The following is a 23,755-nucleotide window of genomic DNA, read 5'->3' as shown; positions in this document are numbered from 1 at the left end:
GGAGATAATGAACAGATATTATCTAAAAGCAAAAACCTTTCTGCATCCCAATGATTTCCATTCAAGTGCGTGAAGATGAGAAAGGTTCTATGCTTGAGCCATCTCTTTAATAATAAGATTTTTTATTCAGTTGAAACCCATTTCGCTCCATCTAGGCAACTGATCAGAATTTACGCCAGTGCATGGTTCAATAATAAGGCAGCAACGTTAATGCAGTGAGTGCAAATAACGGGAGCACGAGTCGGTTAAAACGTCTGCGGCCGTAACCATAATAAGGATAAGGCGTAGGGTACCCGTATCCTGGATAGAATCCGCGGGTATGACCTATAGGATAATTCGCTCCCGGCATTGCATTTGGAGCCCAGTTCGCATGATGTACGACAGCTTCAGGACCAACTGGAACAGCCAGATAAATCATTTCATCATCCACGTTTTCCATAATGCCATCATATTGCATGCCGTCATTCATCTGCACACATACATATCGGTGCATGTGTTCCTTGCATATTTTCTTCGCTTCCACCTTTTCCACTTGCCAACGCCTCCCTGAATCTGCTCTTGATCACCTTTTCATGGTATTCAGATCTGGGCGAATTGACACAACGTTAAAAATACAAAAAAAGAAGCACCCCGTAGCGGCTTCCTTGGAAGGCTGCTGCGCGGACATCTATTCAGGAAGCGTCCTGATCAGATGTCCGCCGGGGTACTTAAAATAAAGTTTGTCGGCTTAACTGTAGTATAACAGCGGGATGAACCTGTATCTGTGATGTAACTCACTTCGCTAAGTTATAAAAAGCAAGAAAAGAAATATTTTTACAATAACATTCGATTCATCAAAAATGAAAATTGCACGACAGCCCTAGTCTTCAGACAGAGTACATCTTGCTCTCTACAAGGTCTCCAAGACCACCCGCGAACCGCCTCCGCCTTCACCTGCCGGAATCACCACAAGCTTACGCGGCAAGCGTGCGCGCAGTTCAGGAACGTGACTGATTACACCGACAGCCAATCGGTCGTCATGCAGTTTTTCCAAAGAAGTGATAACTGTATCTAATAGCTCCGGGTCAAGTGTACCGAACCCTTCATCCAGGAAGAAGAATTGAAGTGGGTACTGGCCTCGCAGCTGAATCTGGGCCGACAGTGCCAACGCCAATGACAATGAGGTCAAGAACGTCTCGCCACCTGACAACGTTGATACTGGTCGTTTGACTCCCCCATTGGCATCATCACAGATTACAAAACCACCACCGGAGTCCACCTCCAGTGAATAGCGTTGTTTGGTCAGGAAACGCAGACGCTGAGAAGCCGCATGACTAACCTGCATCAGTTGTTCTTCAGCAATATACTCGACAAAAGCATTGCCTCTGAACGCGGATTGAAGTTTGCTGAGCAGTTCGCCTTGACGGCCTACCTCCACCCGTTTGTTCTCCAGTTCGGTCCAGCGAACATGTCGCTGCTCTACATCCTCGAGATCACGTTCTGCCCGTGCTTTGGCACGAAGAGCCGCCTCATCCTCAGTCCGGACTTGCTGCAAACGTTCGGTACAGGCGAACCACTGTTCATCCGATACATTAGCACCACCCAACTTCTGTTCCAGTTCGCGCAATTGGGATGCCAGTTCACGCTCACGTTCACGGTGCTGCTGGATCTCTCCTGCCAGTCGTTCCGCCTCCTGGGATGGAATCGCCGCGGACACGACAGCATCATCCGAGTCAAACGGAGATTGTTCCAGCAATTGCCGCCAGCGTTCCTGTGCCTGTTGCAAATGTTCTGCGGCCGAGACGGCGGCTTGCTGTGCCATGACATCTTTCTTGGTTGACTCCTGCTTCAGGGTGTCTGCTTCTTTGAAGCGTTGTGCCGACTCGGCAGCTGCTTTTCGCAGTCCATCCAGACGAACCTGAGCCGATGCAATCAGGTCTTCTACCCGCTGCTCCCCAACCCACTGACGCAAGCGTTCTTCCTTCTCGGCCAGCTGTTTGCTGTTACCCTGCCACTGCGTTTGCCACTGGATCAGTTGTTTGTCCAATTCAACCAGCTTCTGCTGGAGCGATTGGATGATCTGATCTTTTTCCTCAAGGAACGTCACGCTTTTGTTCAGACGTTCCTTGATGTCTTCGGCGCGCGCGTCGCGCTCCTGCATCGCCTGATAGAGGGCCTTGGCCTCCGCCTGAGCGATGCCCGGCAGTTCCGAGGCCCAGCGGCCCTGCAAGGCAGCCGCTGCGGCCTCGCTCTCGGCCAGCTTGCGCTCCGCCTGGGCGAGACCGGCACGGCCGGCCTCTTGGGCTGCTGCCGCTTCCATGCGGCGCTGCTGCGCGCCTACAGCCGCCTGCTGCAACGCGGCGGCTTCCGCCTGGAGCGGCGCTGCTGCGCCAGCCAGTGCCTGCGCGGCTTCGCGTAGCGCAGCGGCACGCGATGCCCAGGCTGCCGGGGATCGCCCGTGTTCGGGCGACCCGGCGGGCTCGGGCTCCGCTGCCGCAGGCGCGGCCTCGGCGGCCGCCGGAGCTTCGCCGGCCGCAGCGCCAAGCTGCGTCAGCAGGCTGCGACGTTCGTGCAGCTGCTGGCGCAGCCCAAAGCGCAGCTCCTGCAGCTCCGCGTGCAGGCTGCGCAGCAGTTCCAGGTCCGCATCGCCTGCGTGCGGACCTTCTCCCGGCGGCGTAGCCGGGAGCGGGTGATGCGGCGAGCCGCACACCGGGCATGGCTCGCCGCCCTTCAGTTCGGCGCGCAAAGCGGAGGACAGCCGGTGCAGCTCCTGCTCACGCATCGTGTCACGCAGCTGTTCCTCCGCAAGGGCCAGCAGGCTCTGTTCGCGGCTAATGTCCTGCTCACAGGCAAGCAAGGCCTCAAGACCTGCTGACGCCTGTTCTATCAGATGCTGACGCTGATCGCTCAGGCGTCTTTCTTCCTCAGCCGCCGCCTTCAGCTTGTCGGCTCCATGTTCTGCTGACTGCTTGTAGGATTGCATGTCAGCCTTGTTTTGCTGCAACTGCTCCGCGGCAGTATCCACACGATGCTTCAGTTCAAGTGCAGCCTGAAGCTGCCTGCGTTCCTCTGACTTCACTTCATTCGCCTTGAGGCTCTCCTGTAGCTCCTCACGCCGTTTGCGCCCGCGCTGCTGCAACTCCTTTTCTTTCTCAAGCTGCTGTCCCAACGCACTCTGTTCGCCCTGTCCCTGTTCCAGAAGTTGCATGAGGCGCGAGCAATCCACTTGAAGACCGTCCCGTTCCCTTTGCAGCTCTTTCGCTTGTTCAAGTTGCTCCAGGCGCAACAGCAGTTTCGGTTCTTCCTCAGCCATTTGCGTACGTGCGGTCTCGGCCTTCTCCGCTTCCTGAACGGACAGACGCTCATGTTCCAACGCTTGCTGATGAGCTGTCTCTGCGATAGCCTGCCGTTGCTTCTGCGTAGCCATAGCCTCTCGAACCGTCTGCAACGCAGGCAGTATTGCATCTGCTGCTACGGATTGTTTCAGCCGTTGTTCGCCTGCCTCAATCTGTGGTTCCAGTGCTTTCAGCTTCTGCTGTTCATCTGAACGGGCCTGCCGTTCGTTACTTAGCTCACGTATTTTACCCAGCTGTTCGGCTTCCTTCGCCGCTTCATCCAGCGCTTTGCGAGACAATTCAGACTGTTGCACTGCGATTTGAAGAAGACGTTTGGTCTCTTCCAGTGTCTCCTTGCTGGCATTGCCAAGTCCCTGTTGCTCGGCAGCAAGAGATTGGTGAACCATATCATTATCCTTGACCCGTCGACTTAATTTGATGGCCAGCTGATCCCCATACTTCTCCAGATGGAATAAGCGTTGCAGCATCTGGCGACGTTCACTGCCTTTGAGTGACAAAAACTCGGCAAACTTTCCTTGTGGAAGCACCACTGCACGTGTAAAATCATCCATTTTTAAACCGATCACATCTTCAACGCAGCGATTAACATCTGCCAATTTGTCGGCAAGTACCTGTTCTTCGCCATGAACTGTCTCTATGAATTTGCTGATCGTGTTACTCACGGATACTTCATTGTTTCGTTTGAAACGTCGCTCTACCCGAAATCTTCGAGTCCCCTCTGCTGACATCAGTTCGAATGTAAAAGCAACCGACAACGAATCCTCTGCATGATTCATAATGCCCTGCGTGCCGTTCACCGCACGTTCCACTTTTCCGTACATGGCGAGTGTGATTGCATCAAGCAAGGAAGATTTACCACTGCCTGTTGGACCGAATATACCGAATAACCCTGTCTCCGTCAGCACGGTAAAATCAATTTCCTGCATCTCCCGATAGCTTTGCAGTCCGGCGACTTTTAATAAAATCGGCTTCATCTTTCCTCGACCTCCTCACGCACACCCGGCTCATCTTCATCGACAAGTTCCAGGAAAAGCTGTACCAGGCTGTCTTCCGGTTGTGCGCCACCCGTCTGACGCTGATAGAATTTACGGAACAGTTCGTGGACCGGCAGTTCAGATCGTTGCTCCAAAAGTCCTGCTGCAGCCATCTCGGGATACACGGGTCGAATATGAATAATACCCTCATGTGATTTTCGCAGCTGCTGAATCTCCTTCAGAGACATCGCCTCGTCCAACCACACTTCCATGTCGATAAAAGCCTGCGGATCACGTCCCTCATCCAGCCAGCGATATACTTCCGCCAGACCACCACGCGCCTGCCAACGAACGAGCGGACGCCCGGACGTTAACAAGACTTCCTCTACCTGTGCAGCTCCGCCTGGTGCAAGATCAACCATCGTGACAGACTTGCTCTGCCCCGCTTCCGAGAAGCTGTAGGCCAGCGGAGAGCCACTATATCGAATCACACCGTCTCCCTTGACAGCCTGTGCACGATGAAGATGCCCGAGTGCCGTGTATTGCGCACCAGTCGATAAAGACGAAGGATCTACCGTGTAGGCCCCACCGATCTGAATCGGACGTTCCGAATCACTCTCAAGTCCGCCGAGCACATAGATATGGCTCATGGCCAAGTTCACAGTATCCGGGCGAAAAGAAGCTGCCAGACGCTGCATTAACATGCCTACCCGGTGGCTATATGCCTGACGAAGCACATTTTCATCCCCATCCGTTGTCAGCAATTCATTCAATCTTGCTTCAGAAGGATAAGGTAATGCCGCAATCTGTGCAGTCTCTCCGGTCCGCTGTGCATGGATGGTTACTGCTTCTGAAGTAGGCATGCCTACGAGTGTGATCCCCTGTCTGTTTACAAGCGGAGTCACAGAAGCCACCCGCTCTGGCTGATCATGATTTCCTGCAATCACCACGAGAGGCCTTCCGTGCTCCGTCAGACGTGCAGCCGCTTCATAAAAAAGTTGTTCCGCCGCTGCCGGAGGATTGACGGAATCATATACATCTCCGGCCATCAATATGGCATCCGCCTGCTGCTCATCAGCCAACCTGACGAGTTCATCAACGAAATCTTCCTGTTCACGCAGTCGACTTCGTCCTTCCAGCGTTTTTCCCAAATGCCAGTCCCCTGTATGCAAAATACGCATCGTCCGTACCACCCCTCTCCCATGTGAGATCCATGGTTCTGAATTCCAATCCGTCTCTTTTACAATTTCACTGCATGTCCACCGTCAAAAAAGTACAGCCATTTCCGGTCAACTTTCCGACCCAGTATATCTTCAATGGCCCGTCCATACAGATCCAGTTGGAAGCGATAATTTTTGGTGAGTTGATCCAAACCACCACGATGCTCCAATACTCGATCCGTCTTGTAATCAAGCAGGACAAGCTCGCCGTCCACCTCATACAGACAATCGATAATGCCCTGTACAAGCACCGTTTCGTTTTCAATCGTTGCCTGCATTTTGCGATCTTCATTTAGCATCTGCATATCTGAGTTCGCTGCACGTTCATGGAGCCATTCCACAGGGGACTGATGTGCCGGAAGTCCATACACAAACGGAATCTCCCGTTTTACCCACTCTGCACGCAACAGTTCTTTCCCTGGTTCTGTATCGAAGAATCCGACCAGTTCTTCAGGTTCGATAGCCTCCGCGTGATGGGACAGCAAAATCTGAAGCTCCACCAGTCGCCCAATTGTGTGCTCAATAAGCTGTGAATCAATGCCTGATCCATCTATAGGCAGATGCTGCATCAACGTATGATACACGTTCCCTCGTTCTGCCCCAGTCAGTTGTTTCTCCCCCATAAATTTGGGACGACGCAGGTGCAATTTGAAAGACGCACCCTCAGATCCCGCACCCGAAACGTTCACCGTACTGTTTGAAACTGACCCTAATTCAGCCTCATGCTCGATAGATTCAACGGATGCGCCACGTAGTACATGGATTGCTTCACCCTTGATGTAATTCATTCCTAAAGTGTTGTGATCTAATAATCTCTCGGACTGTTCTCCCAGTTCCTCCATCACCTCTACGGACTGGATGTCTTGCATCGCAAGTAACGTTTTCAATTCGGTCACAGATGTGCTGGCTGCTACTTGAGTTGCTGCTTCATAGGGATAAGTCCACGAAAGCCGTTGATCAACCTCGCGAATCAGGTGTGTCTCTTCTGCTTGAGAGATTCCTGGATCTGTACCTTCATCTCCAAAGTTTTGGTTAGCTACATTTTGTGCACTCTCCGTCAGCTCTTTTACAGTTGAGGATGGAGCCAACCTCACAGGCTGAACCGCTTTGAGCGCAGCAATTCGTTCTTTCCGCACCTCAGTCATCCCGTCTTCTTCTCCGAGTGTCTGATCCACCACATGGTCACGGGATACCTGATCGGCAGAAATAATAGAAATCGCCCATCGTGATTGATCATCTGCAAGACAGGCTGAGAATGAATCATTGCTTCCTGCAAGTTCACGCAGCACAGCCGCATCTGGATGTCTCATCAGGGATGGCCCAATCCAGTCCAGGTAGCTCCGTCCGGCAGCAAGCAGATAGTCCGGCAATGCCAGATCAGGGCTATCCTTGACCTGAGACCACGCCAGTGCTTTTTTCGATGCATCTTTTACGGTACCCAGCAAAATCATTTTCTCTTTGGGACGGGTCAACGCAACATACAGCACACGCATCTCTTCAGCAAGCAGTTCAAATTGGGCCCGACGACGAATCGCCAGATTGGCTAGTGTAGGATAGGCAACCCGGTTCTCACGATCCACAAACCTCGGACCAAATCCCAGTTCCTTATGCATGAGAAACGGTGCGTTCAGATCCTGCTGATTGAACATTTTGGATATGCCCCCGACAAAGACAATCGGAAACTCCAAACCTTTACTCCGGTGAATGGTCATAATACGTACGGCGTTGTCCTGCTCACCTGAACTACCTGCTACAGTTCCGAGGTCTCCCCCGTTTTCCCGCAGTCTGGAGACATAAGTCAGGAAGCGGAACAAGCCGCGATTCGCAGTTGATTCCTCATATTGTCGTGCGCGATCGTACAGTGCCTTAAGATTACTTTGACGTTGCAGGCCTCCTGGAAGACCACCAACCCAGTCCAAATACCCGGTTTCCCGATACATACGCCAGATCAGTTCACTTAGACTGCCTTGTCTCGCCTCAAGTCTCCACTGCTCCAATTGACGCATAAATCGGATCAACTTTTGCTCAAGCTCCGAGCCTGAAATCTCCGTTATGCCCATATCTTCGCTTGCGCTCCCGGTAAAACCAGCATCTTGAATTCCATCTGTATGCACACCGAATTCACATCCATCATCCAGGATCTCTGCCTCGACAGAAGCTGCAGTTTCCCGCTGTCCCTGTTCCATCTCTGACCAGGCTTCCGGCCACTGCAACTGGACCATATTGGAATCAGGATCGTTATCCTGCCGGGATTGTTGTACGGCATTCGTGGAGGAATTGTTCCATTCTCCAGCAGCCGATATAACCGCATCATAGAATGACTGTCTTTTGTCACCGAGCCGAATCTGTGCCAGTTCCTCTTCATCCAGTCCGACAATCGGGGAACGCAGCACTGAAGCGAGCGGAATATCCTGTCTTGGATTATCAACAAGCTGAAGCAGAGACATCATGATTTCCACTTCTGTAGCCTGGAAGTAGCCCTTGCTCTGTTCTCCTCCAGCAGGAATTCCCTGCTGTCTGAATTCCTCAATCATGAGCGGAGCCCACATCAAGGTCGAACGCAACAAGATGACCATGTCGCCGTAACGTGCCGGGCGCATCGTTTGCAGGGCTTTGTCATACACATGGAGCGCAGGCTTGTCCGTGTCCCCAACCATTTCACGAATACGTCTTGCAATCGCCCGCGCTTCCAACTGAGCTGTTTCGAGTTCGGCACTCTCCAGTTCTGCGGAGACCGATGCATCCCCATTCTCATCCGTACTCTCTGTCAGATCAGGACCACTGCCCTGGCGATCGATCAGCATGAGTTCAGGTGTATACGCCTCGTCGCCAAGCGTCTCTGACGGGAACGTAGCCCCATATGCCAGCTCAGCTCGTTCATCATAAGCAATCTCTGCCACGCCTTCGTTCATGAGTTGCCGAAATATCATGTTGACTGAATGCACGACTTCTGCACGACTGCGGAAATTCCGTGCAAGATCAATACGTTGACCTGTACGATTCAGGCGATCTTCAACACTTCCATCCTCACGTGTGCTCGCTCCATACTGGCGATACTTGTTCATAAATAGACCCGGCTCAGCCAACCGAAAACGGTAGATACTCTGTTTGACATCACCTACCATGAATCGGTTACCCGGATTTTCTCTGGAGATCAGCTTCACAATATCTTCCTGAACCGTATTGGTGTCCTGATATTCATCGAGTAATACTTCATCGAACCGCGAACGGTACTCCATAGCCGCATCGGAAGGCATCGACAGTTCAGGCGTTGAATCCTCATGTCGCAAAATGTGAAGGCAGTAATGTTCCAGATCACTGAAGTCAACTTGCCCCCGTTCCTGTTTGGCCTGTCGATAACGTTCTCCAAATGTACTAACCAGCCTCGACAGTTCCTGCATGAGTGGCGCCGCCTGCTCCAGCTCCTGCCAGAACGAAAACGCAGTTCTTCCGAACAATGAACCTTTCAGGTCGGAAACTACCTTTTTCGCAGCTTCACGGAGTTCCTTCACCTGATCCTGTAATGCCGGGTCCGTCTGATCTTTTTTGCAGGGTTTCAGTTTGCCAAATGCAGCGGGTTGAAACACTTCAGGCAACCTCTCCCATGGCATAACCTCAACCGCAGACAACAGCTCTTCCACCATCACCAGGTCCTCTTTTAACGTCTCTGCATATGGTGCCGGACCTTCAGGCTGCATGGAAATATGGATGCCTTGACGGAGCAGTCCTGCTGCACCACTTAAGGCAAGTGCCGCATCACGCAAAATGCTCTGAACCCATGCTGAGTGTCCAAGCTCCTCTACGCTTTCTACCTGAAAAGCGGATGCCATCTCTGAGAGCCAATGATCCGGCCATGAATGACTGCGGGAGAAATCATACAATCGTTGCACAAGTCGATGCATGGCATCATCGTTTCGCTCTCCACTGAACCAGTCCACCAACTCACGGAATGTACTGCCTTCATCTTCTTCGCCATACTTTTCCTCAAAGAGTTCTTCGAGCAATTCCTGCCGCATGATTTCCGCTTCATTTTCATTCAGGATACGGAAAGCCGGGTTCAACGGAATTTGCTGATAGTAACGGCGAATGACTTCCATACAGAATGAATGCAATGTTGTAATAGATGCACGCCCAAGCAGCGACAGCTGCTTACGCAAATGTTCTTCTCCAGGCTGTTCTTCCAGCGCACGTTCCAGCGCTTCCCGAATCCGTTGTTTCATCTCGGCGGCCGCCGCTTTGGTAAACGTGGCTACAAGTAAGCGATCCACACTGAATCCTTGGGAGGGATCTGCAATCTTGCGAATAATTCGTTCAACCAATACAGCTGTCTTGCCTGATCCCGCCGCAGCGGCAACCAGAATGTCTTCTCCGCTTTCGGAGACGGCACTCCATTGGTCATCACTCCAGAAGCTTCCTTCCGGTTTTGGCATATTCGTCATGATGTTTCCCCTCCCTTGGTGTGAGATAACATATCCCAGATTTGCTGTTTGCCCGGTTTGGACAACAGGTTATATTCATTTCCTTCAATATTCTCATCAAACTGACAAACAGGCTTATACGGACAGAACGTGCAGGCCACTTCCTGCTGAATACGATAAGGCTCAATGGCCACATCCCCATCCGTAATTCGGGTGCCAATCTCGCGGATATTACTCCGAACCGAAGCAAGCAGCGTATCCCATTGCTCAGGCGTAGCTACTGCGGCGCTGCTATAAAAACTGCCGTCTGCCTTAAGGGCAACCGGAATAATGGCTGAATACCCTTTATCCAGGGTATTATCCATTTGCGCAATTGCATCCCGGTCCGCCAACAGTAGACCTTTCATTTTGAACCTTTTCAACAGTTCTTGTCCGGCCTGCTCCGATGTCATGCCATTTGCGGATTGCAACAACGGGTTATGCACATGGAAATACAGCGTTCCTCCCGGCATAGCCGTTTCTCCAAGCCATTCCTCGGCAGCACTAAGCAGCACCTCTAGATAGGTGAGCATCTGCAATGACAGACCATAGTACACTTCATGCAGCTTGAGATCCGTCTGGCTGGACTTGTAGTCAATGACACGCAATAGCAGACCGTTCTCTCCTTCTGCCACATCCACACGGTCAATCCGACCCACAATCTCCATCACACAGCCATTCTCCAGTTCAAAACGCAGAGGTGGCAGTGTTTTATCCGGTCCAAAATCAAGCTCCAACCCAATCGGTTCAAAACTTCCACGCCTGGACTGTTCACCGAGAATAACGGATGCCCGGCTAACAATGTCCTTCAACTTGCGGAAAATATAACCGTATCGCTTGGTGCTTAACAAAATCTCTCCTTGCAGTTGCGGTGCAATCTGCTCCACCGTTTGCTCGGCTTCCTTGCGACATTGGTCTGGAGTCAAGCTGCCCCAACTACGATTTTCTTCACGCAATCGCATAGCCAGTTGGCTCAATGCAGCATGAAACAGTTGTCCGATATCAGGAGCCTGAAGACGGTACAATTGCCGTTCTTTGAGGCGCAGCCCGTGCGAAGCAAAATGGGAGAACGGACAAGCTACGAACCGCTCCATTCGTGAAACACTCGTTCTCACCTCTGTGCCATACAATCTGCGACTGGTAGCTGTACGTAGGGGCAATGCCCGATTACGGTAAAAGATCGATCCCAGCAACCGCTCTAGCTGAGGTCTGCTTGTCTCCCGAGATACATGCCAATTGTAGACCGCCCACCACATTTCTGGAATGTCTTCTCCACGGCGCCATTTGCGCAATTGTCCAATGAGCGCAGACAGACTCTGACCCGGATGGGTGACATAGGACCAATGAGTTTCTTCCGAGTTCGTAACCGGTGGTTGAGCGAGCAATGGCTGTTCTTGTAAACCAAACATCTTCCGTACATGACGGACAATCTCGGAAGGAAGCAGTGTTTTTCCCTCATCATCAGCAACCGGATAACTCAGCCACAACTGGCTGCTTGCCGCTGTAAGTGCTGTATAGATCAGAAAACGTTCATCCAGCATCTGTCTTGTTGCTCCTGGTCCAAGCGCCACGCCTCTTTCTGTCAGCAACGATCTTTCCAGCTCCGTTAATACTCCATCCTCCTGAGGTACAGCAGGCAGTTCACCATCCACTGCACCGAGAATAAATACGTATTTGATATCCTGAAGACGTGTACGATCCATGGAACCGACCAATACCTGATCAAGTGCTGGTGGTACCAGACCCAGCTTCAGTTCGGTCAATCCGGTCTCGATCATCCCGGCAAATAGAGTGATATCCAGCCGTTCATTCCCCATCATATTAACCATCTGATCCAATAAATCCAGCACAGCTCCCCACATCTGCCGATGTTCTCTCGACCGTTCGGGGTCACCTTGAGCCTTAGCTTCAGCAGACATACTCTCCAGTTTCCATGGAATCTCGGCCTCTTCCAGCAATCTGTATAGTGCCTCGCATTGGGCTTTGGCTGTCTTTGCCTTTTTCATTCGTTTCTCAAAAGCACCCATGGAATCTGTAATGACCGTTCGACAACTCTCCATTAAAGACAGCATCTGATCCCGTCCTCGACTACGGCCATCCTGACCATTGTCTTCAAGCGAAAGGCTTGGCACATATTTCCACGGTTTGCCGTCAGTCCAGCGATACCCATGAATACCACAAGCCAATACATAATTCTCAAGCTGGTCCATATCTTCACGGGTGATGGAACCATCACGCGGAAGCAGTAGGTCCGTTTTGACGCAGCGAAATACATCCTCGTAACGCCAGTGTCGACGAACAATGTCGAGTGCGGAACGGATAAACTCGGATAAAGGATGATGAAGTTCATTTCTTCTGCGGTCCAGAAAGACGGGCACGCCATAATCTCTGAATAACGGTTCAGCTATATCAGCGTAGGTATCCAACTGACGAACAAGTACGGCCATATCCCGATAACGCGCACCTTCGTTTTGCGCCAGGCGCCGCATCTCACGGAGTGCTCCCTCCATCTCAGCTCGACGGTTCTCAGCTGCGACTAGTCGGATTCCGGAATCAAGGCCTTCACTTTTCCAGCGAATTCGGCGATCAAAGCCTGCCTCCAGATGAGCAAGTCCCGGACGATCCTTGTATCTCGGTGGAGTCTCCGGATCAAGTACAGTTGTATCGCTCGTTACACCCAGTTCTTCGGCCATTCCTTTGAGACGCGCGTAAGCACTTGCCGTGGGATAGAACAGCTCCAGTTCTCCAGGCAATGCACCGTGATCATAAGGGCGATCCAATGTCAGGGCAATCGTCACGGAAGAGCATTGCAACATGAGCCTACCGATCACACTCATCTCCTGTGGCGTGAATCCCTGAAAACCATCAATCCAGATCTGGGCATCTTGCAGCAATGAACTTTCCGACAAACGCTCTGTCAGTTCGGTCAACGTGTCTTCATCATCAATATATAATTCGGTCAGTTCCTGTTCATAGTCACGATATATCAGATTCAAGTCATGTAGCTTATCCTCCAGAATCGGCGAAGAGGATGAAGTATTCCATCCAGACAACCCTTCTTCCAGCAATGATGGATCAACTTCATAACGTTTAAATTCACTATATAAGTCATTTAATTCCCCTATAAAACCCAGCTGGCTGCCAGATGCACCAAATAGCTTCAATTCATCCTTACGGCGCTGGATGACTTTGTAGAGCAGCATCTTTTTGCCTTCGGCTCCGATTGGAATACGAGCAGAACCGCCTGCTTCCTGCATTATGCGGTAGGCTAAACGGCGAAAGCCGAGCACTTCTGCACGCATCGTACCTTTAATTGCTCCAGAAGACACCAATGCTTGCTCTGTTCGAAAGGAACTCTGTTCCGGAACGAGTAAAATCAAAGGTTTACCTTGCGGCTCCTTTTGAAGCAGGGATGTAATTTCCCGGGTAATCAGCGAGCTTTTGCCGCTGCCTGCCCGGCCAATAACAAAACGAACGGACATGTCTAATCCTCCAAACCACACGTACAAGATTTTAATTCCCAGTATAACATATCTGACTTGGTTCGGAACATACGTTTGCCACTATCCGGTAAAACCGGAGATCATCTCCGTTAACACAGCAAAACAGCAAAAAGCCCGCAGCTATTCACACTGTGGACTTTAGACTTGACCTATACTTCATTGGAACTTAATTCGTACAATTAATTCTTTTTACTGCGCACTTCGAAAATAGCAAATTTCAGGTAATGTCCTTCATCCACGCCCAGAATTTGCGGGTGATCCTTACCTGCTGCTTTCCAGTCGATCAGACGCAGCACCTTGCCTGCATCTTCCGCTGCATCCGCAATCGTGTCCAGGAAGAGATCAGGACGCATGTGATACGAACAGCTGGCTGTTACCAAATATCCGCCCTCATTAACCAGTTTCATTCCTTGCAGGTTGATATCCTTATAACCGCGACATGCACCTTTAACTGCTGATTTCGTTTTGGCAAACGCAGGAGGATCGAGGATGACTACATCAAATGTTTTACCGCCAGCTGCAAGCGCTTTGGATGTATCTACTTTTTGTTCGCCTGCACGTGCACGTGCGGTACGTTCATCCAGCCCTTTCACTTGTTCACGCAAGTACTGGAATGCATCAGCAACAACGAATTCTACGCGATCGGTAAAACCGTTCAGCTCCACATTCGTTCGTGCACTCTCAATGGCGTGTTCCGAAATATCAAGGCATGTCACTTTTTTGGCTCCATACTTGCAAGCATTCAACGTGAAGCTGCCTGTGTGTGAGAAGCACTCCAGCACGGTGGCGCCATCCCAATAAGGGAATGTAACCACTTTACCGCTTTTATTCACAGGCAACAGCTGCTCTGTGCCATCCTGCTCGGTCTGTTGGAGTGTGATTCCACTCTTGTACCCCCACCCCTTCATAAGTGGTTCGATGGCTGCACGATTTTCGCGTTGGTCGAAGAAGTAACCTGTCTTCTGTCCTTCTACGATATCCACTTTAATGAGTAGTCCGTTCTCTGTAACGGTGACATGCCGCGGGCAATCCCCGTACAGTGGGCCTTTGGTTTGTTCCAAACCTTCCAGTTCACGAATCGAGACATCACTGCGCTCATATATGCCTTCCGGCTGCATCACTTCAATGAGTGCCTGTACGATAGCTTCACGGCAACGATCCATGCCGAGTGTAAGCAACTGTACAACAAGGATGCTACCGAAACGGTCAACAATCAGTCCTGGTAGAAAATCAGCTTCTCCATAAACGAGACGATATGCCTCTCCATCCTGGATAAAGCGTTCCCGATGACGCAAGCAATCGCGGAATCGCGCTGCAAAGAACGCGGTGTCCATCTGTTCGGACTCCAGCGGTTGATACGCTACGACCCTTACTGTGATCTGAGATGCGGGATTGTAATACCCTGTCGCCAGATAGCGACCTTGATGATTCAATACATTGACCAGATCTCCCGGTTCCGGTTTTCCGTCAACAGAGGCAATTTCGTTGTTAAATATCCATGGATGTGCATGTTCAAGCCGCTTTTTGCGACTGCGTTCGAGTGTAACTGATGGCAAGGTAGATCCACTTCTTTCATAGTTAGTTGAAAAGATAGGTTTGGTGCGGCGCGTAAATGGCGTTCCGGGTTCGAATCGATCTTCCGATCGCTGTTGCCTCCAGATTTTTTTGATTCCCTTTCTTAAAGGGAAAATCCGGAGACAAAGGCGCACGCTTCGCTTCTTCAGATTCGATTTCGTCCCCTCCACTACGCTTGCACGAATCACCGTATCTTTCGAATTGGGGTGCGGAAGTTAAGTGACGCTACGGCGACGAATTGTTCCTCTGATCGCTGTTATCCCCAGATTTTTTGAACTCCCTTTTCTCAAAGGGAAAATCCGGGGATAAAGGCGAGCGCTTCGCTTCCTCGGTAACAATTTCGTCTTCTTCGCTACGTTTGCTCGAATCACCGTATCTTTCGAATGGGGGGATTAAGGTTCGCTTCCCTCTGAATTCCTTTAGGCTTGTCATGGTTGTCTTTATTTACTCATAGGATGAGTTAAGGAACCGGAACGGAAGGAATGATATTTTTATGTTTAGAGATGTTATATTGCCCCTACTATATGGGCTTATTATCTTTTTTGGTGGCATGAAGTTGATGGAAACCGCCTTACAGCGCATGGCTGGGCCCATGCTGGCAGGTTGGCTCAATCGGGCTACCTCTGCTCCCTGGAAAGGCATGGCCTTCAGCGCAGGGGCAACGGCCCTGTTGCAGAGCAGTACTGCGGTCACCGTACTCACCATAGGACTGGCTAATGCCAGATTGATCACCTATGGACGCACACTCGGCATCATCCTTGGCACCAACATCGGGACATGCCTGACAACGGAGCTGGTAGGTCTGCAGATCGGACGTGCTTCCCTGCCCCTGCTTGTCCTGTCGCTGACGGGCTGGGCCATGTTTGTTGTACTTGGTGAACGCAATCTAGCCGCTCCTGAACGCACACGGCAGACTCTGTTTAACATCCAATACAGCTTCCTCGCAGCTGCCGGATTTGCACTTGTCATGACAGGCATTCAGGTCATGCAATCCATTGCCTTGCCACTGCGGAGCATGGGCGTATTTCAATGGTTTCTCGACCGCTCGGCCGACAGCTTGTGGTGGGGCTTCCTGGCAGGCGCTTGTCTCACGGCGCTCATTCACAGCAGCGCGGCTGTCATTAGCATGGCGATTACGCTCGCAGCCACAGGGGTATTACCTGTGGAGATCGGTATCGCCATTGTGATCGGGTCCAACGTGGGGACCTGCATCACTGCTGTAATTGCTGCCGCGGGCGGAGCATCCGCAGGCAAATTTGTCGCAGCCTCCCATGTTGTATTAAACATTGCGGGAGCACTGTTGTTCATGCCGCTGATCGGCCAGCTGCATGCAGCTTCGGCTTGGCTGTCAGCGGACAATGGGGCACAGATCGCGCATGCCCAGACCCTTTTTAACATCACCAGTTCACTGCTTGCTTTGCCGTTCTGTTACTTGCCAATCTGGCACAAAAAACCACCGGTCCACGCCCCCGCGGCGAAGTCACCCGTGGCTTGATGATCTGCCTCCAAACCTATAGAACCGCGCGGCTAACTGACTAGAACAATAATTTGTTATACGTTAACACCCAACTTGTTCAGTGCTACACGCAAGATGTCATCGTTATTATCATATCCACTCTGCTGCTGTAGGGACCATGCTTCTTCCGGAGCATACCAGTCCACACCCTTGATTTCTTCAATCTGAGGCTGTAAATCACCACTCTCGGCTTCAACGAGATAGTAATGAACTTCCTTATCTACCGGGCCAAACTCTGCATGTTGGTACGTATAAGCGATAATATTAACCGGCTCCACAATGCGACCGACCATACCCGTCTCTTCCAGAATCTCGCGCAGTGCGGTCTGTTCAACCGTTTCCCCATCTTCCATTTTGCCCTTGGCGAGAGTCGTTTTACCGTAACGATCTACGATAAGCTGAATTTGAAGACGTCCGTCTTCCCCTATTCTATAAACAACTCCGCCTGCTGAAATTTCTTTTTTGTTCATCGTGCTCTCCCCCATACTTCGATATCTGTATCTTATTTTTCGCAAAAGAAGGACCTCATCTCCACGGGTAAGCTCCCCAAGGAAATGAAATCCTTGTTTCTGACGCCTCGATTACATCGCGGCGGACTTGAGATTATCTTCCAATACACGTACCAGCGTAGCCTGACTTTCGTTCACGCCAGCTTCAACCAATTTGACTCGGCATACTTTACCGACCATATCCATGGTACCGTCAAAGACCAGCTGAATGTAATTGTCGCTATATCCGTGCAGCTTGCCACTTCCCTCGCGGCCTTTGGCTTCACCTTCGGGAATAACATCCAGTACCTGTCCGACAAACTGTTTGGCGTACTCCAGTTGCATCTGCTCAGACAATTCAATGAGTTCATGCACACGTGCATTTTTGACCTCTTCATCCACCTGATCTTCCATCCGTGCTGCAGGAGTACCCGTACGTTTGGAATAAGGGAATACGTGCATTTCGGAAAAACCGATTTTTCGCATCAACTCATAGCCATTACGGTACATTTCATCCGTCTCACCCGGAAATCCAACAATAATGTCAGTCGTAATCGCCACATCTGGCATCGCTTCCCGAATGCGAAGCATTTTGTTGTAGAACTCTTCTGTCGTATACTTGCGACGCATGCGTTTTAATACCGTGTCATCGCCAGCTTGCAGCGGAATATGAAAGTGACGAACGAGTTTATCCGAACGTTTAATCACGTCGAGCATGCGATCATCGATCTGGCTGGCTTCAATCGAACTGATTCGAATACGCTCCAGGCCCTCTACTTTATCCAAATCCCACAGCAGATCAGTTAGATCATAGTTCTCCATGTCATCCCCATATCCACCTGTATGAATACCTGTAAGGACAATTTCCTTATATCCGGCGTGTACGAGTTGATGTGCCTGTTGGATGATACTGTTGGATTCTCGGCTACGAGACAATCCACGTGACCACGGAATAATGCAAAACGTGCAAAAGTTATTGCATCCATCCTGAATTTTCAGGAAAGCTCGGGTACGATCAGCAAAATCAGGTACATCCATCTCTTCAAACACACGGGTTTTCATAATATTACGCACTGCGTTAACAGGTTGCCGGGACTCCTGAATCTCATTGACATATGGCAGAATCTTGTCACGGTCCTGTGTACCGATAACCAAATCTACGCCAGGGATGTCCAGAATCTCTGCCGGAGAAGTCTGCGCATAGCAGCCTGTAACGGCCACAATGGCCTCCGGGTTCCGCCGAATGGCACGACGAATAATTTGACGGCTCTTTTTGTCGCCGGTATTGGTTACTGTACAAGTATTAATCAAGTATACATCTGCTGTCTGTTCGTCAAAGTCCACTTGATCGTATCCTTCGTTTTTGAACAATTGCCAAATCGCCTCTGTATCATAGAAATTAACTTTGCAGCCTAAGGTGTAAAACGCCACGGATGGCATAATTACATTCCTCCCATTTCTCCGGATTCATATAGCACACAAGTGAGTGCCGCCATTCCAGCTGTCTCGGCACGCAAAATGCGCTTGCCCAGCCCAACAGATACAGCACCTGCCTGATCGGCCTCTGCCGTCTCCTTCTCAGAAAATCCACCTTCCGGTCCAACAACGATCAAAACTTCTGCACTTGCATCAGGTGCAAGTTGCTCAACAAACGGTTTCAGCGCGTCTCTCAGCTGCTTACCGTTTTCTTTCTCATAACAATAACATACCAGGCTATAGCCCTCAAAAGAAGATAACAGCCCTTTCCAGGAAAGTGGCTGCTCCACGGATGGAATGCGATTCCGGTGACTCTGCTCAGCAGCTTCCTTGGCAATTTTCCGCCACCGCTCCAACCGTTTGCCTTCTTTCTTGGCATCATATTGCACAATCGTACGTTCTGATAGGAAAGGTACAAATGATACCGCCCCAATCTCGGTACATCTCTGGATGACTGTCTCCATCTTGTCGCCTTTGGGTAAGCTCTGTGCAACGGTTACGCGAATTCGCGCTTCATGGTCCATAACCAAAGACTCTACAATATTGGCCGTCACTTGGCCTGCTTCAATACTTTCAATTTCCACTAGTGCTTCTCTGGAGTCTCCGTCACTGACAATCAGTTTATCTCCAGGTTTACCACGCATAACCTTGCCGATATGGCGTGCATCATCACCTGTGATGATCACAGCATGTTCATTAAACTGTTCTGCAGATAAAAAATATCGCTGCATTAGTCAATCCACCCATTCTGTCCTGTTATGACTGGAATTCACTCCACCTGATGACAGGCGTGAATCCAATCGCCACAGATGATCATACAACTTTTACGTGTTTCTGACCAGTATTCCAGTCCATAACACAATGCGCTTTTAGCGATATAATTCAATAACCAGCTTTGCCAGATCCACATACATTGTTTGCGCAAACTCATACAAAGGTTGAATCGTCGCATTTTGCAACGGAGGTATAACAAGAATCAATAGGAAGATAAAAATGGACCATTGCTCCACACCTTGCAGCTTGCGGCTGATTGAAGGTGGCAGTACATCTTCTAGAATCCGATAACCATCCAGCGGGGGTAACGGAATCAAGTTAAACAGGAACAGGAAAAAGTTTGTCAGGTTAAAAATAGCGAAGAACGTCGTGATTGCTGTCAGCAACCGCTCATTATCAATGCCGCCGAGTGCTCCCGAACCAACCAGTGAAGCATAGATGATTGTACCGATGATCGCGAGCAACAGATTGCTCAGAGGCCCTGCTGCGGATACGATGATGCCCATCAATCTAGGCTTGTCGAAGTTAGCCCGATTAACCGGAACCGGACGCGCCCAACCAAAGCCGGCTATAATGAGCAACAGCACACCAAACAAGTCAAAGTGCACAACTGGATTGAGCGTGACCCGACCCAACAGCTTGGCTGTCGGATCACCGAATTTGTTGGCGAAATATGCATGCGAGAATTCATGCACCGTAAATGCGATCAGAATGGTCAGCAGGAAGAATGGCAGCTGATCGATCGGATAACGAAAGAACGAATTCCAAAAGTCCATACGTTACCCCTTTCTGGCTACATACGCCAGCCAATCCTCATCACGGTGGATGGCACTCACTTCAAACCCGGAGGCTACCAGTGCATCATGCACAACCTGCTCTTTGTTCTTCCAAATGCCCGATACAATATAAGTACCCCCAGACTCAAGTGCATTATAGACATCGTCCACGAACAATAAAATGATTTCTGCCAAAATGTTAGCAACCACAACCTTAACAGGCAGTTGTACTCCAAGTGCAGGGTCCTGATTCCCAAGGACGGACAGCAGATCACTCTCTTTAACCGTAATTTGTTGCTCCAGCCCATTCAGTTCCACATTCTCCCTGGCACTGATTACCGCAACTGGATCCAGATCGAGCGCCAACACATGTTTAGCGCCAAGCTTTATCGCTCCAATTGCCAAAATGCCAGAACCTGTACCTACGTCAATGATTTCCTCGCCGCCTTGAATAACCGTTTCCAGTGTGCGCAAGCAGAGTGAAGTCGTTGGATGAGTTCCTGTACCAAATGCCATGCCTGGATCAAGCTCAATAATTTTCTCATCCGGACTTTCTGGCGTATACTCTTCCCACGTTGGTTTAATCGTCAGACGTTCTGATACACGTACCGGCTTGAAATATTGCTTCCAGGCCGTTGCCCAGTCATTTTCGTCCACTGTACGCGTCTCATAACGAACCTCACCCGTATCAATTCCGAATTCAGAGAGTTCCTCAATTCTCGGGTTAACTTCTGACTGCAATGCAACCATATCCGTACCTTCGGAGAAGTACCCTTTGATGACCGCAAAGCCTTCAGGAATATCATTCAAAGGAACGTCGTATAACTCACCATATGTCGTGTCCCGTTTTTTATTTAAAGTACCGGACTCTTCAATTGAAACCCCTCCAGCACCCGCTTCATGTAAAAAATTCGAAATCATCTCCACAGCTTCCTCTGTGGTATGTATTGTTAGTTCATGCCATAACATACTTGGTTTTTCCTCCTCATTTTTCAAACATCCCAACTATTGTACTACACAAGCGAGCCGGAGTACAAAGCCGCATCAGTAAAAGAAAAACAAAACAGGATATCCGCAGCTTGACCGCACGAATATCCTGTCATGTATTCATTATTATCAGTTTCACTCACTTAAGCATTTGACATAATTCGAATCATATCGCTCACGGGATATATGCAAAATGCTCATTTAGCAAAAACGTCCACCGTTCTGAGTGATCATCTCTGCGGCTTGCGGTAACGAATCGTTGGAGACGGAAACAGTCAGCAATATCTCTTGTTTTAGCCTGTTTGCCGAATCCTCTTCGGGCGTATCATAGACCTGACCATTTGATAACATTTCCGTTTCATCACTAATCAGGGCAAGTACGTTCAGTTCACCACTGAATCCTCCGACGACGGCCGTAGGAGAACTATCGGAGCCCGTAACATCGTGTGAGTCCAATGCAGACGCTTCATTGCTAACGCTCTCGATACTTAATTGGTTCGGGTGCAACAATTCCAGGGCTCTGCGTGCAGACTCCGCCTCAGTCCAGCTGGTAAAAACAGCTTCGAGGGTCACTGCCGAGCGATCTTCAGTCATGAAGCTCCCGTCCCTGACGTCGATCAGCCGCTTCACTGCGGCGTAGTGCCTCTATATCTTCATGATCCGCAGCTTCAGCGCTGAATTCCACGTCTTCATTTTTGGCGGACTGCAATCGTTTCATCTTTTCCGTTTTCGTGAGAATCTTGCCTGGGCGTTCGTGTTCTGCCATTGTTATGTTCCTCCCTCAAATTAAAATGAACTAATACGTGTTAAAGTGTAATTCTCTGTTCATCTTATATAGATTTCCTGAAACTAGATCATTCCACCGGCTTGTTCGATAATGGACATAGCACGGTGATGTACCGACTCATCTACGACGACAGTTAGTAATACGTCTCTTCCTGTAGGTCCACCCTGTCCACCATCACTCATGCCGCTTGCAGAAGGGTCCGCCGCAGCCATGATTCCAGCACTGGCATTCGTTTGCATTGAATCGGGCACCCATGATGAAAAACTGCCGGAAACGCCCGGCTTGTAGGAAGCCCCGCTTGGTCCTACACCCGCATATCGGCTGAATCGATTAATCGACAGGTCCTCCACTCGCAATGCCTCCAGTTTTTTGGCTGCCCCTTGAGCTTGCTCCGGGCTGTTAAAGTACGCCAAAATATTTTTCTCGGTCATCCGCTTCACCTGCTTCCCTAATTTCTCGCATAACAGCTATGCATATCATTCTCGCCATGCTATCTTTCCGCAAGTTCGCTCAGAATATACCGAATGCTCCCACAATTTGCTGCCGTTCTTCGTATCCTAAATCCATGGATTTTGCCAAAACCAGTGGATAGCCACTCCAAAGGGCATGCAAAAAAGGACACCCTGCGGTAAAAACCGCTGCGGTGTCCTTTTAGGCTTGCTATATTTTATCCTCAGTCGCCACGGAAGGCGCGTTTCACTCTGTCAAAGAAGGATTGCTCATGCTCATGTGTTTGCTCTCCATCCAGCGCAGCAATCTGGCGAAGCAGATCTTTCTGCTCGTCATTCAGCTTACTAGGTGTAACCACAACCACTTTCACATGCTGATCCCCTTGCCCCATACCGCGCAGGCGTGGTACACCTTTGCCTTTGAGACGGAAATACGTTCCCGTTTGTGTACCGGCTGGTACTTTCAACTTCACTTTCTCGGTCAACGTCGGGATCTCAACTTCATCTCCCAGAGCTGCCTGGGCAAAGGTGAGTGGGATTTCACAATAAATATCGTCGCCTTCACGCTCGAAGAAATCATGTGATTTCACGCGGATGACAATATACAGATCTCCCGCTGGTCCGCCACGCAGACCGCCCTCGCCCTCGCCTGTCATACGCAGTTGCGCGCCATCATCTACACCCGCTGGAATGCGAACATGGATTTTGCGTTGCTTGCGGACTTTACCGCTACCGCTACACGTCGTACATTTTTCTTTGATGATCTGGCCCGAACCACTACAGTTCGAACATGCACGACGATTAACCATACGACCAAACGGTGTATTTTGCACGACTTCCTGCTGACCGCTACCTTGGCAGACCGAGCATGTTTCCGGTTTCGTTCCAGGTTTGGCACCTGAGCCATGACAGGTATCACAGCCTTCGGTACGTGGAATCGTAATATCGGTTTCTTTCCCGAATACTGCTTCCTTGAATTCAATGGTCATCGTGTACTGCAGGTCATTCCCCCGTTGCGGAGCATTTGGATCACGTCGTCCGCCGCCACCGCCACCAAAGAACATGTCGAAGATGTCGCCAAATCCGCCGCCGCCAAAATCACCGCCACCACCGAATCCACCCTGATTCGGATCGACATGACCATATTGGTCATACTGTGCACGCTTCTGACCGTCACTCACGACATCATAAGCTTCTTTAACTTCTTTAAATTTGGCTTCCGCATCAGCAGCCTTGTTTACGTCAGGGTGATACTGACGGGCAAGCTTACGGTAAGCCTTTTTAATCTCATCGTCGTTAGCCGTTTTACTAACGCCAAGCACCTCATAATAATCACGCTTTTCAGCCACTCTTCCACCCCCATATCATTCACCTTATCGCACATCGTGACAAAAGGAAAGCCAAAGCACGGGAGCCCCGGCTATGACTTTCCCTCTAA

16 protein-coding genes are annotated in these 23,755 nt (G+C 50.2%); 1 reads left to right on the top strand and 15 read right to left on the bottom strand.

The window, feature by feature from the left end; translation table 11 throughout:
* Nucleotides 1-187: 187 nt before the first annotated feature.
* From AC4G47_RS08160 to AC4G47_RS08135, 6 genes are all read right to left on the bottom strand, one after another.
* Complete coding sequence (locus tag AC4G47_RS08160) at nt 188-532, bottom strand: hypothetical protein (protein ID WP_145323265.1); 345 nt, start codon at nt 530-532, stop codon at nt 188-190.
* A 357-nt stretch (nt 533-889) separates the two neighbouring features.
* Entirely contained in the window at nt 890-4,309 is a 3,420-nt protein-coding gene (locus AC4G47_RS08155; protein ID WP_491105679.1) for an SbcC/MukB-like Walker B domain-containing protein, read from the bottom strand.
* Complete coding sequence (locus tag AC4G47_RS08150; protein ID WP_458123468.1) at nt 4,306-5,490, bottom strand: exonuclease SbcCD subunit D; 1,185 nt, start codon at nt 5,488-5,490, stop codon at nt 4,306-4,308. The genes AC4G47_RS08155 and AC4G47_RS08150 overlap by 4 nt, the downstream gene beginning before the upstream one ends.
* Nucleotides 5,491-5,549: 59 nt before the next feature.
* Nucleotides 5,550-9,968 (bottom strand): helicase-exonuclease AddAB subunit AddA, encoded by a 4,419-nt coding sequence (gene addA / locus AC4G47_RS08145; RefSeq protein WP_491105678.1) that lies wholly within the window; start codon nt 9,966-9,968, stop codon nt 5,550-5,552.
* Nucleotides 9,965-13,468 carry a helicase-exonuclease AddAB subunit AddB gene (gene addB, locus AC4G47_RS08140; protein WP_491105677.1) on the bottom strand — a complete coding sequence of 1,168 codons (3,504 nt, stop codon included), beginning with the start codon at nt 13,466-13,468 and terminating at the stop codon, nt 9,965-9,967. The genes addA and addB overlap by 4 nt, the downstream gene beginning before the upstream one ends.
* 200 nt (nt 13,469-13,668) lie before the next feature.
* Complete coding sequence (locus tag AC4G47_RS08135) at nt 13,669-15,045, bottom strand: class I SAM-dependent rRNA methyltransferase (protein WP_491105676.1); 1,377 nt, start codon at nt 15,043-15,045, stop codon at nt 13,669-13,671.
* A gap of 512 nt (nt 15,046-15,557) precedes the next feature.
* Between AC4G47_RS08135 and AC4G47_RS08130 the strand changes: the two genes are divergently transcribed.
* Nucleotides 15,558-16,559: a Na/Pi cotransporter family protein gene (locus tag AC4G47_RS08130; protein WP_017687227.1), complete on the top strand. Its 1,002-nt coding sequence runs from the start codon at nt 15,558-15,560 to the stop codon at nt 16,557-16,559.
* A 56-nt stretch (nt 16,560-16,615) separates the two neighbouring features.
* Here AC4G47_RS08130 and AC4G47_RS08125 read toward each other — a convergent pair whose 3' ends face one another.
* From AC4G47_RS08125 to dnaJ, 9 genes are all read right to left on the bottom strand, one after another.
* The gene (locus AC4G47_RS08125; protein WP_491105675.1) at nt 16,616-17,050 is read right to left on the bottom strand and encodes an NUDIX hydrolase; all 435 of its coding nucleotides are present in this window, start codon (nt 17,048-17,050) and stop codon (nt 16,616-16,618) included.
* Between the two features lie 111 nt (nt 17,051-17,161).
* Nucleotides 17,162-18,508, bottom strand: a complete 1,347-nt coding sequence (gene mtaB / locus AC4G47_RS08120) for a tRNA (N(6)-L-threonylcarbamoyladenosine(37)-C(2))-methylthiotransferase MtaB (protein ID WP_491105674.1) — start codon at nt 18,506-18,508, stop codon at nt 17,162-17,164.
* Between the two features lie 2 nt (nt 18,509-18,510).
* Nucleotides 18,511-19,275 (bottom strand): RsmE family RNA methyltransferase, encoded by a 765-nt coding sequence (locus tag AC4G47_RS08115; protein ID WP_491105673.1) that lies wholly within the window; start codon nt 19,273-19,275, stop codon nt 18,511-18,513.
* A 138-nt stretch (nt 19,276-19,413) separates the two neighbouring features.
* Complete coding sequence (locus AC4G47_RS08110; protein ID WP_458123475.1) at nt 19,414-20,094, bottom strand: site-2 protease family protein; 681 nt, start codon at nt 20,092-20,094, stop codon at nt 19,414-19,416.
* Nucleotides 20,095-20,097: 3 nt separating this feature from the next.
* Complete coding sequence (gene prmA, locus AC4G47_RS08105; RefSeq protein WP_458123476.1) at nt 20,098-21,063, bottom strand: 50S ribosomal protein L11 methyltransferase; 966 nt, start codon at nt 21,061-21,063, stop codon at nt 20,098-20,100.
* A 219-nt stretch (nt 21,064-21,282) separates the two neighbouring features.
* On the bottom strand, nt 21,283-21,675 hold the full coding sequence (locus AC4G47_RS08100; protein ID WP_458123477.1) for a hypothetical protein: 393 nt from the start codon (nt 21,673-21,675) through the stop codon (nt 21,283-21,285).
* Complete coding sequence (locus AC4G47_RS08095; protein WP_062835520.1) at nt 21,668-21,847, bottom strand: YfhD family protein; 180 nt, start codon at nt 21,845-21,847, stop codon at nt 21,668-21,670. Before AC4G47_RS08095 ends, AC4G47_RS08100 begins: the two co-directional genes overlap by 8 nt.
* 83 nt (nt 21,848-21,930) lie before the next feature.
* Nucleotides 21,931-22,299 carry a hypothetical protein gene (locus AC4G47_RS08090; protein WP_336761977.1) on the bottom strand — a complete coding sequence of 123 codons (369 nt, stop codon included), beginning with the start codon at nt 22,297-22,299 and terminating at the stop codon, nt 21,931-21,933.
* Nucleotides 22,300-22,541: 242 nt separating this feature from the next.
* Nucleotides 22,542-23,666 carry a molecular chaperone DnaJ gene (gene dnaJ / locus AC4G47_RS08085; RefSeq protein ID WP_062835521.1) on the bottom strand — a complete coding sequence of 375 codons (1,125 nt, stop codon included), beginning with the start codon at nt 23,664-23,666 and terminating at the stop codon, nt 22,542-22,544.
* Nucleotides 23,667-23,755: the final 89 nt, after the last annotated feature.

The organism is Paenibacillus sp. Negev47, assembly GCF_058313655.1.
The sequence above is the reverse complement of the archived record's forward strand: the minus strand, read 5'-3'. Positions and strand labels throughout refer to the sequence as shown.

Excerpts from the sequence above, each read along its gene's own strand:
- AC4G47_RS08155 (WP_491105679.1), bottom strand. The coding sequence starts at position 4,309 with ATGAAGCCGATTTTATTAAAAGTCGCCGGACTGCAAAGCTATCGGGAG.
- AC4G47_RS08150 (WP_458123468.1), bottom strand. The coding sequence starts at position 5,490 with ATGCGTATTTTGCATACAGGGGACTGGCATTTGGGAAAAACGCTGGAA.
- addA (WP_491105678.1), bottom strand. The coding sequence starts at position 9,968 with ATGACGAATATGCCAAAACCGGAAGGAAGCTTCTGGAGTGATGACCAA.
- addB (WP_491105677.1), bottom strand. The coding sequence starts at position 13,468 with ATGTCCGTTCGTTTTGTTATTGGCCGGGCAGGCAGCGGCAAAAGCTCG.
- AC4G47_RS08130 (WP_017687227.1), top strand. The coding sequence starts at position 15,558 with ATGTTTAGAGATGTTATATTGCCCCTACTATATGGGCTTATTATCTTT.
- AC4G47_RS08125 (WP_491105675.1), bottom strand. The coding sequence starts at position 17,050 with ATGAACAAAAAAGAAATTTCAGCAGGCGGAGTTGTTTATAGAATAGGG.
- mtaB (WP_491105674.1), bottom strand. The coding sequence starts at position 18,508 with ATGCCATCCGTGGCGTTTTACACCTTAGGCTGCAAAGTTAATTTCTAT.
- AC4G47_RS08115 (WP_491105673.1), bottom strand. The coding sequence starts at position 19,275 with ATGCAGCGATATTTTTTATCTGCAGAACAGTTTAATGAACATGCTGTG.
- AC4G47_RS08110 (WP_458123475.1), bottom strand. The coding sequence starts at position 20,094 with ATGGACTTTTGGAATTCGTTCTTTCGTTATCCGATCGATCAGCTGCCA.
- prmA (WP_458123476.1), bottom strand. The coding sequence starts at position 21,063 with ATGTTATGGCATGAACTAACAATACATACCACAGAGGAAGCTGTGGAG.
- AC4G47_RS08100 (WP_458123477.1), bottom strand. The coding sequence starts at position 21,675 with ATGACTGAAGATCGCTCGGCAGTGACCCTCGAAGCTGTTTTTACCAGC.
- AC4G47_RS08095 (WP_062835520.1), bottom strand. The coding sequence starts at position 21,847 with ATGGCAGAACACGAACGCCCAGGCAAGATTCTCACGAAAACGGAAAAG.
- AC4G47_RS08090 (WP_336761977.1), bottom strand. The coding sequence starts at position 22,299 with ATGACCGAGAAAAATATTTTGGCGTACTTTAACAGCCCGGAGCAAGCT.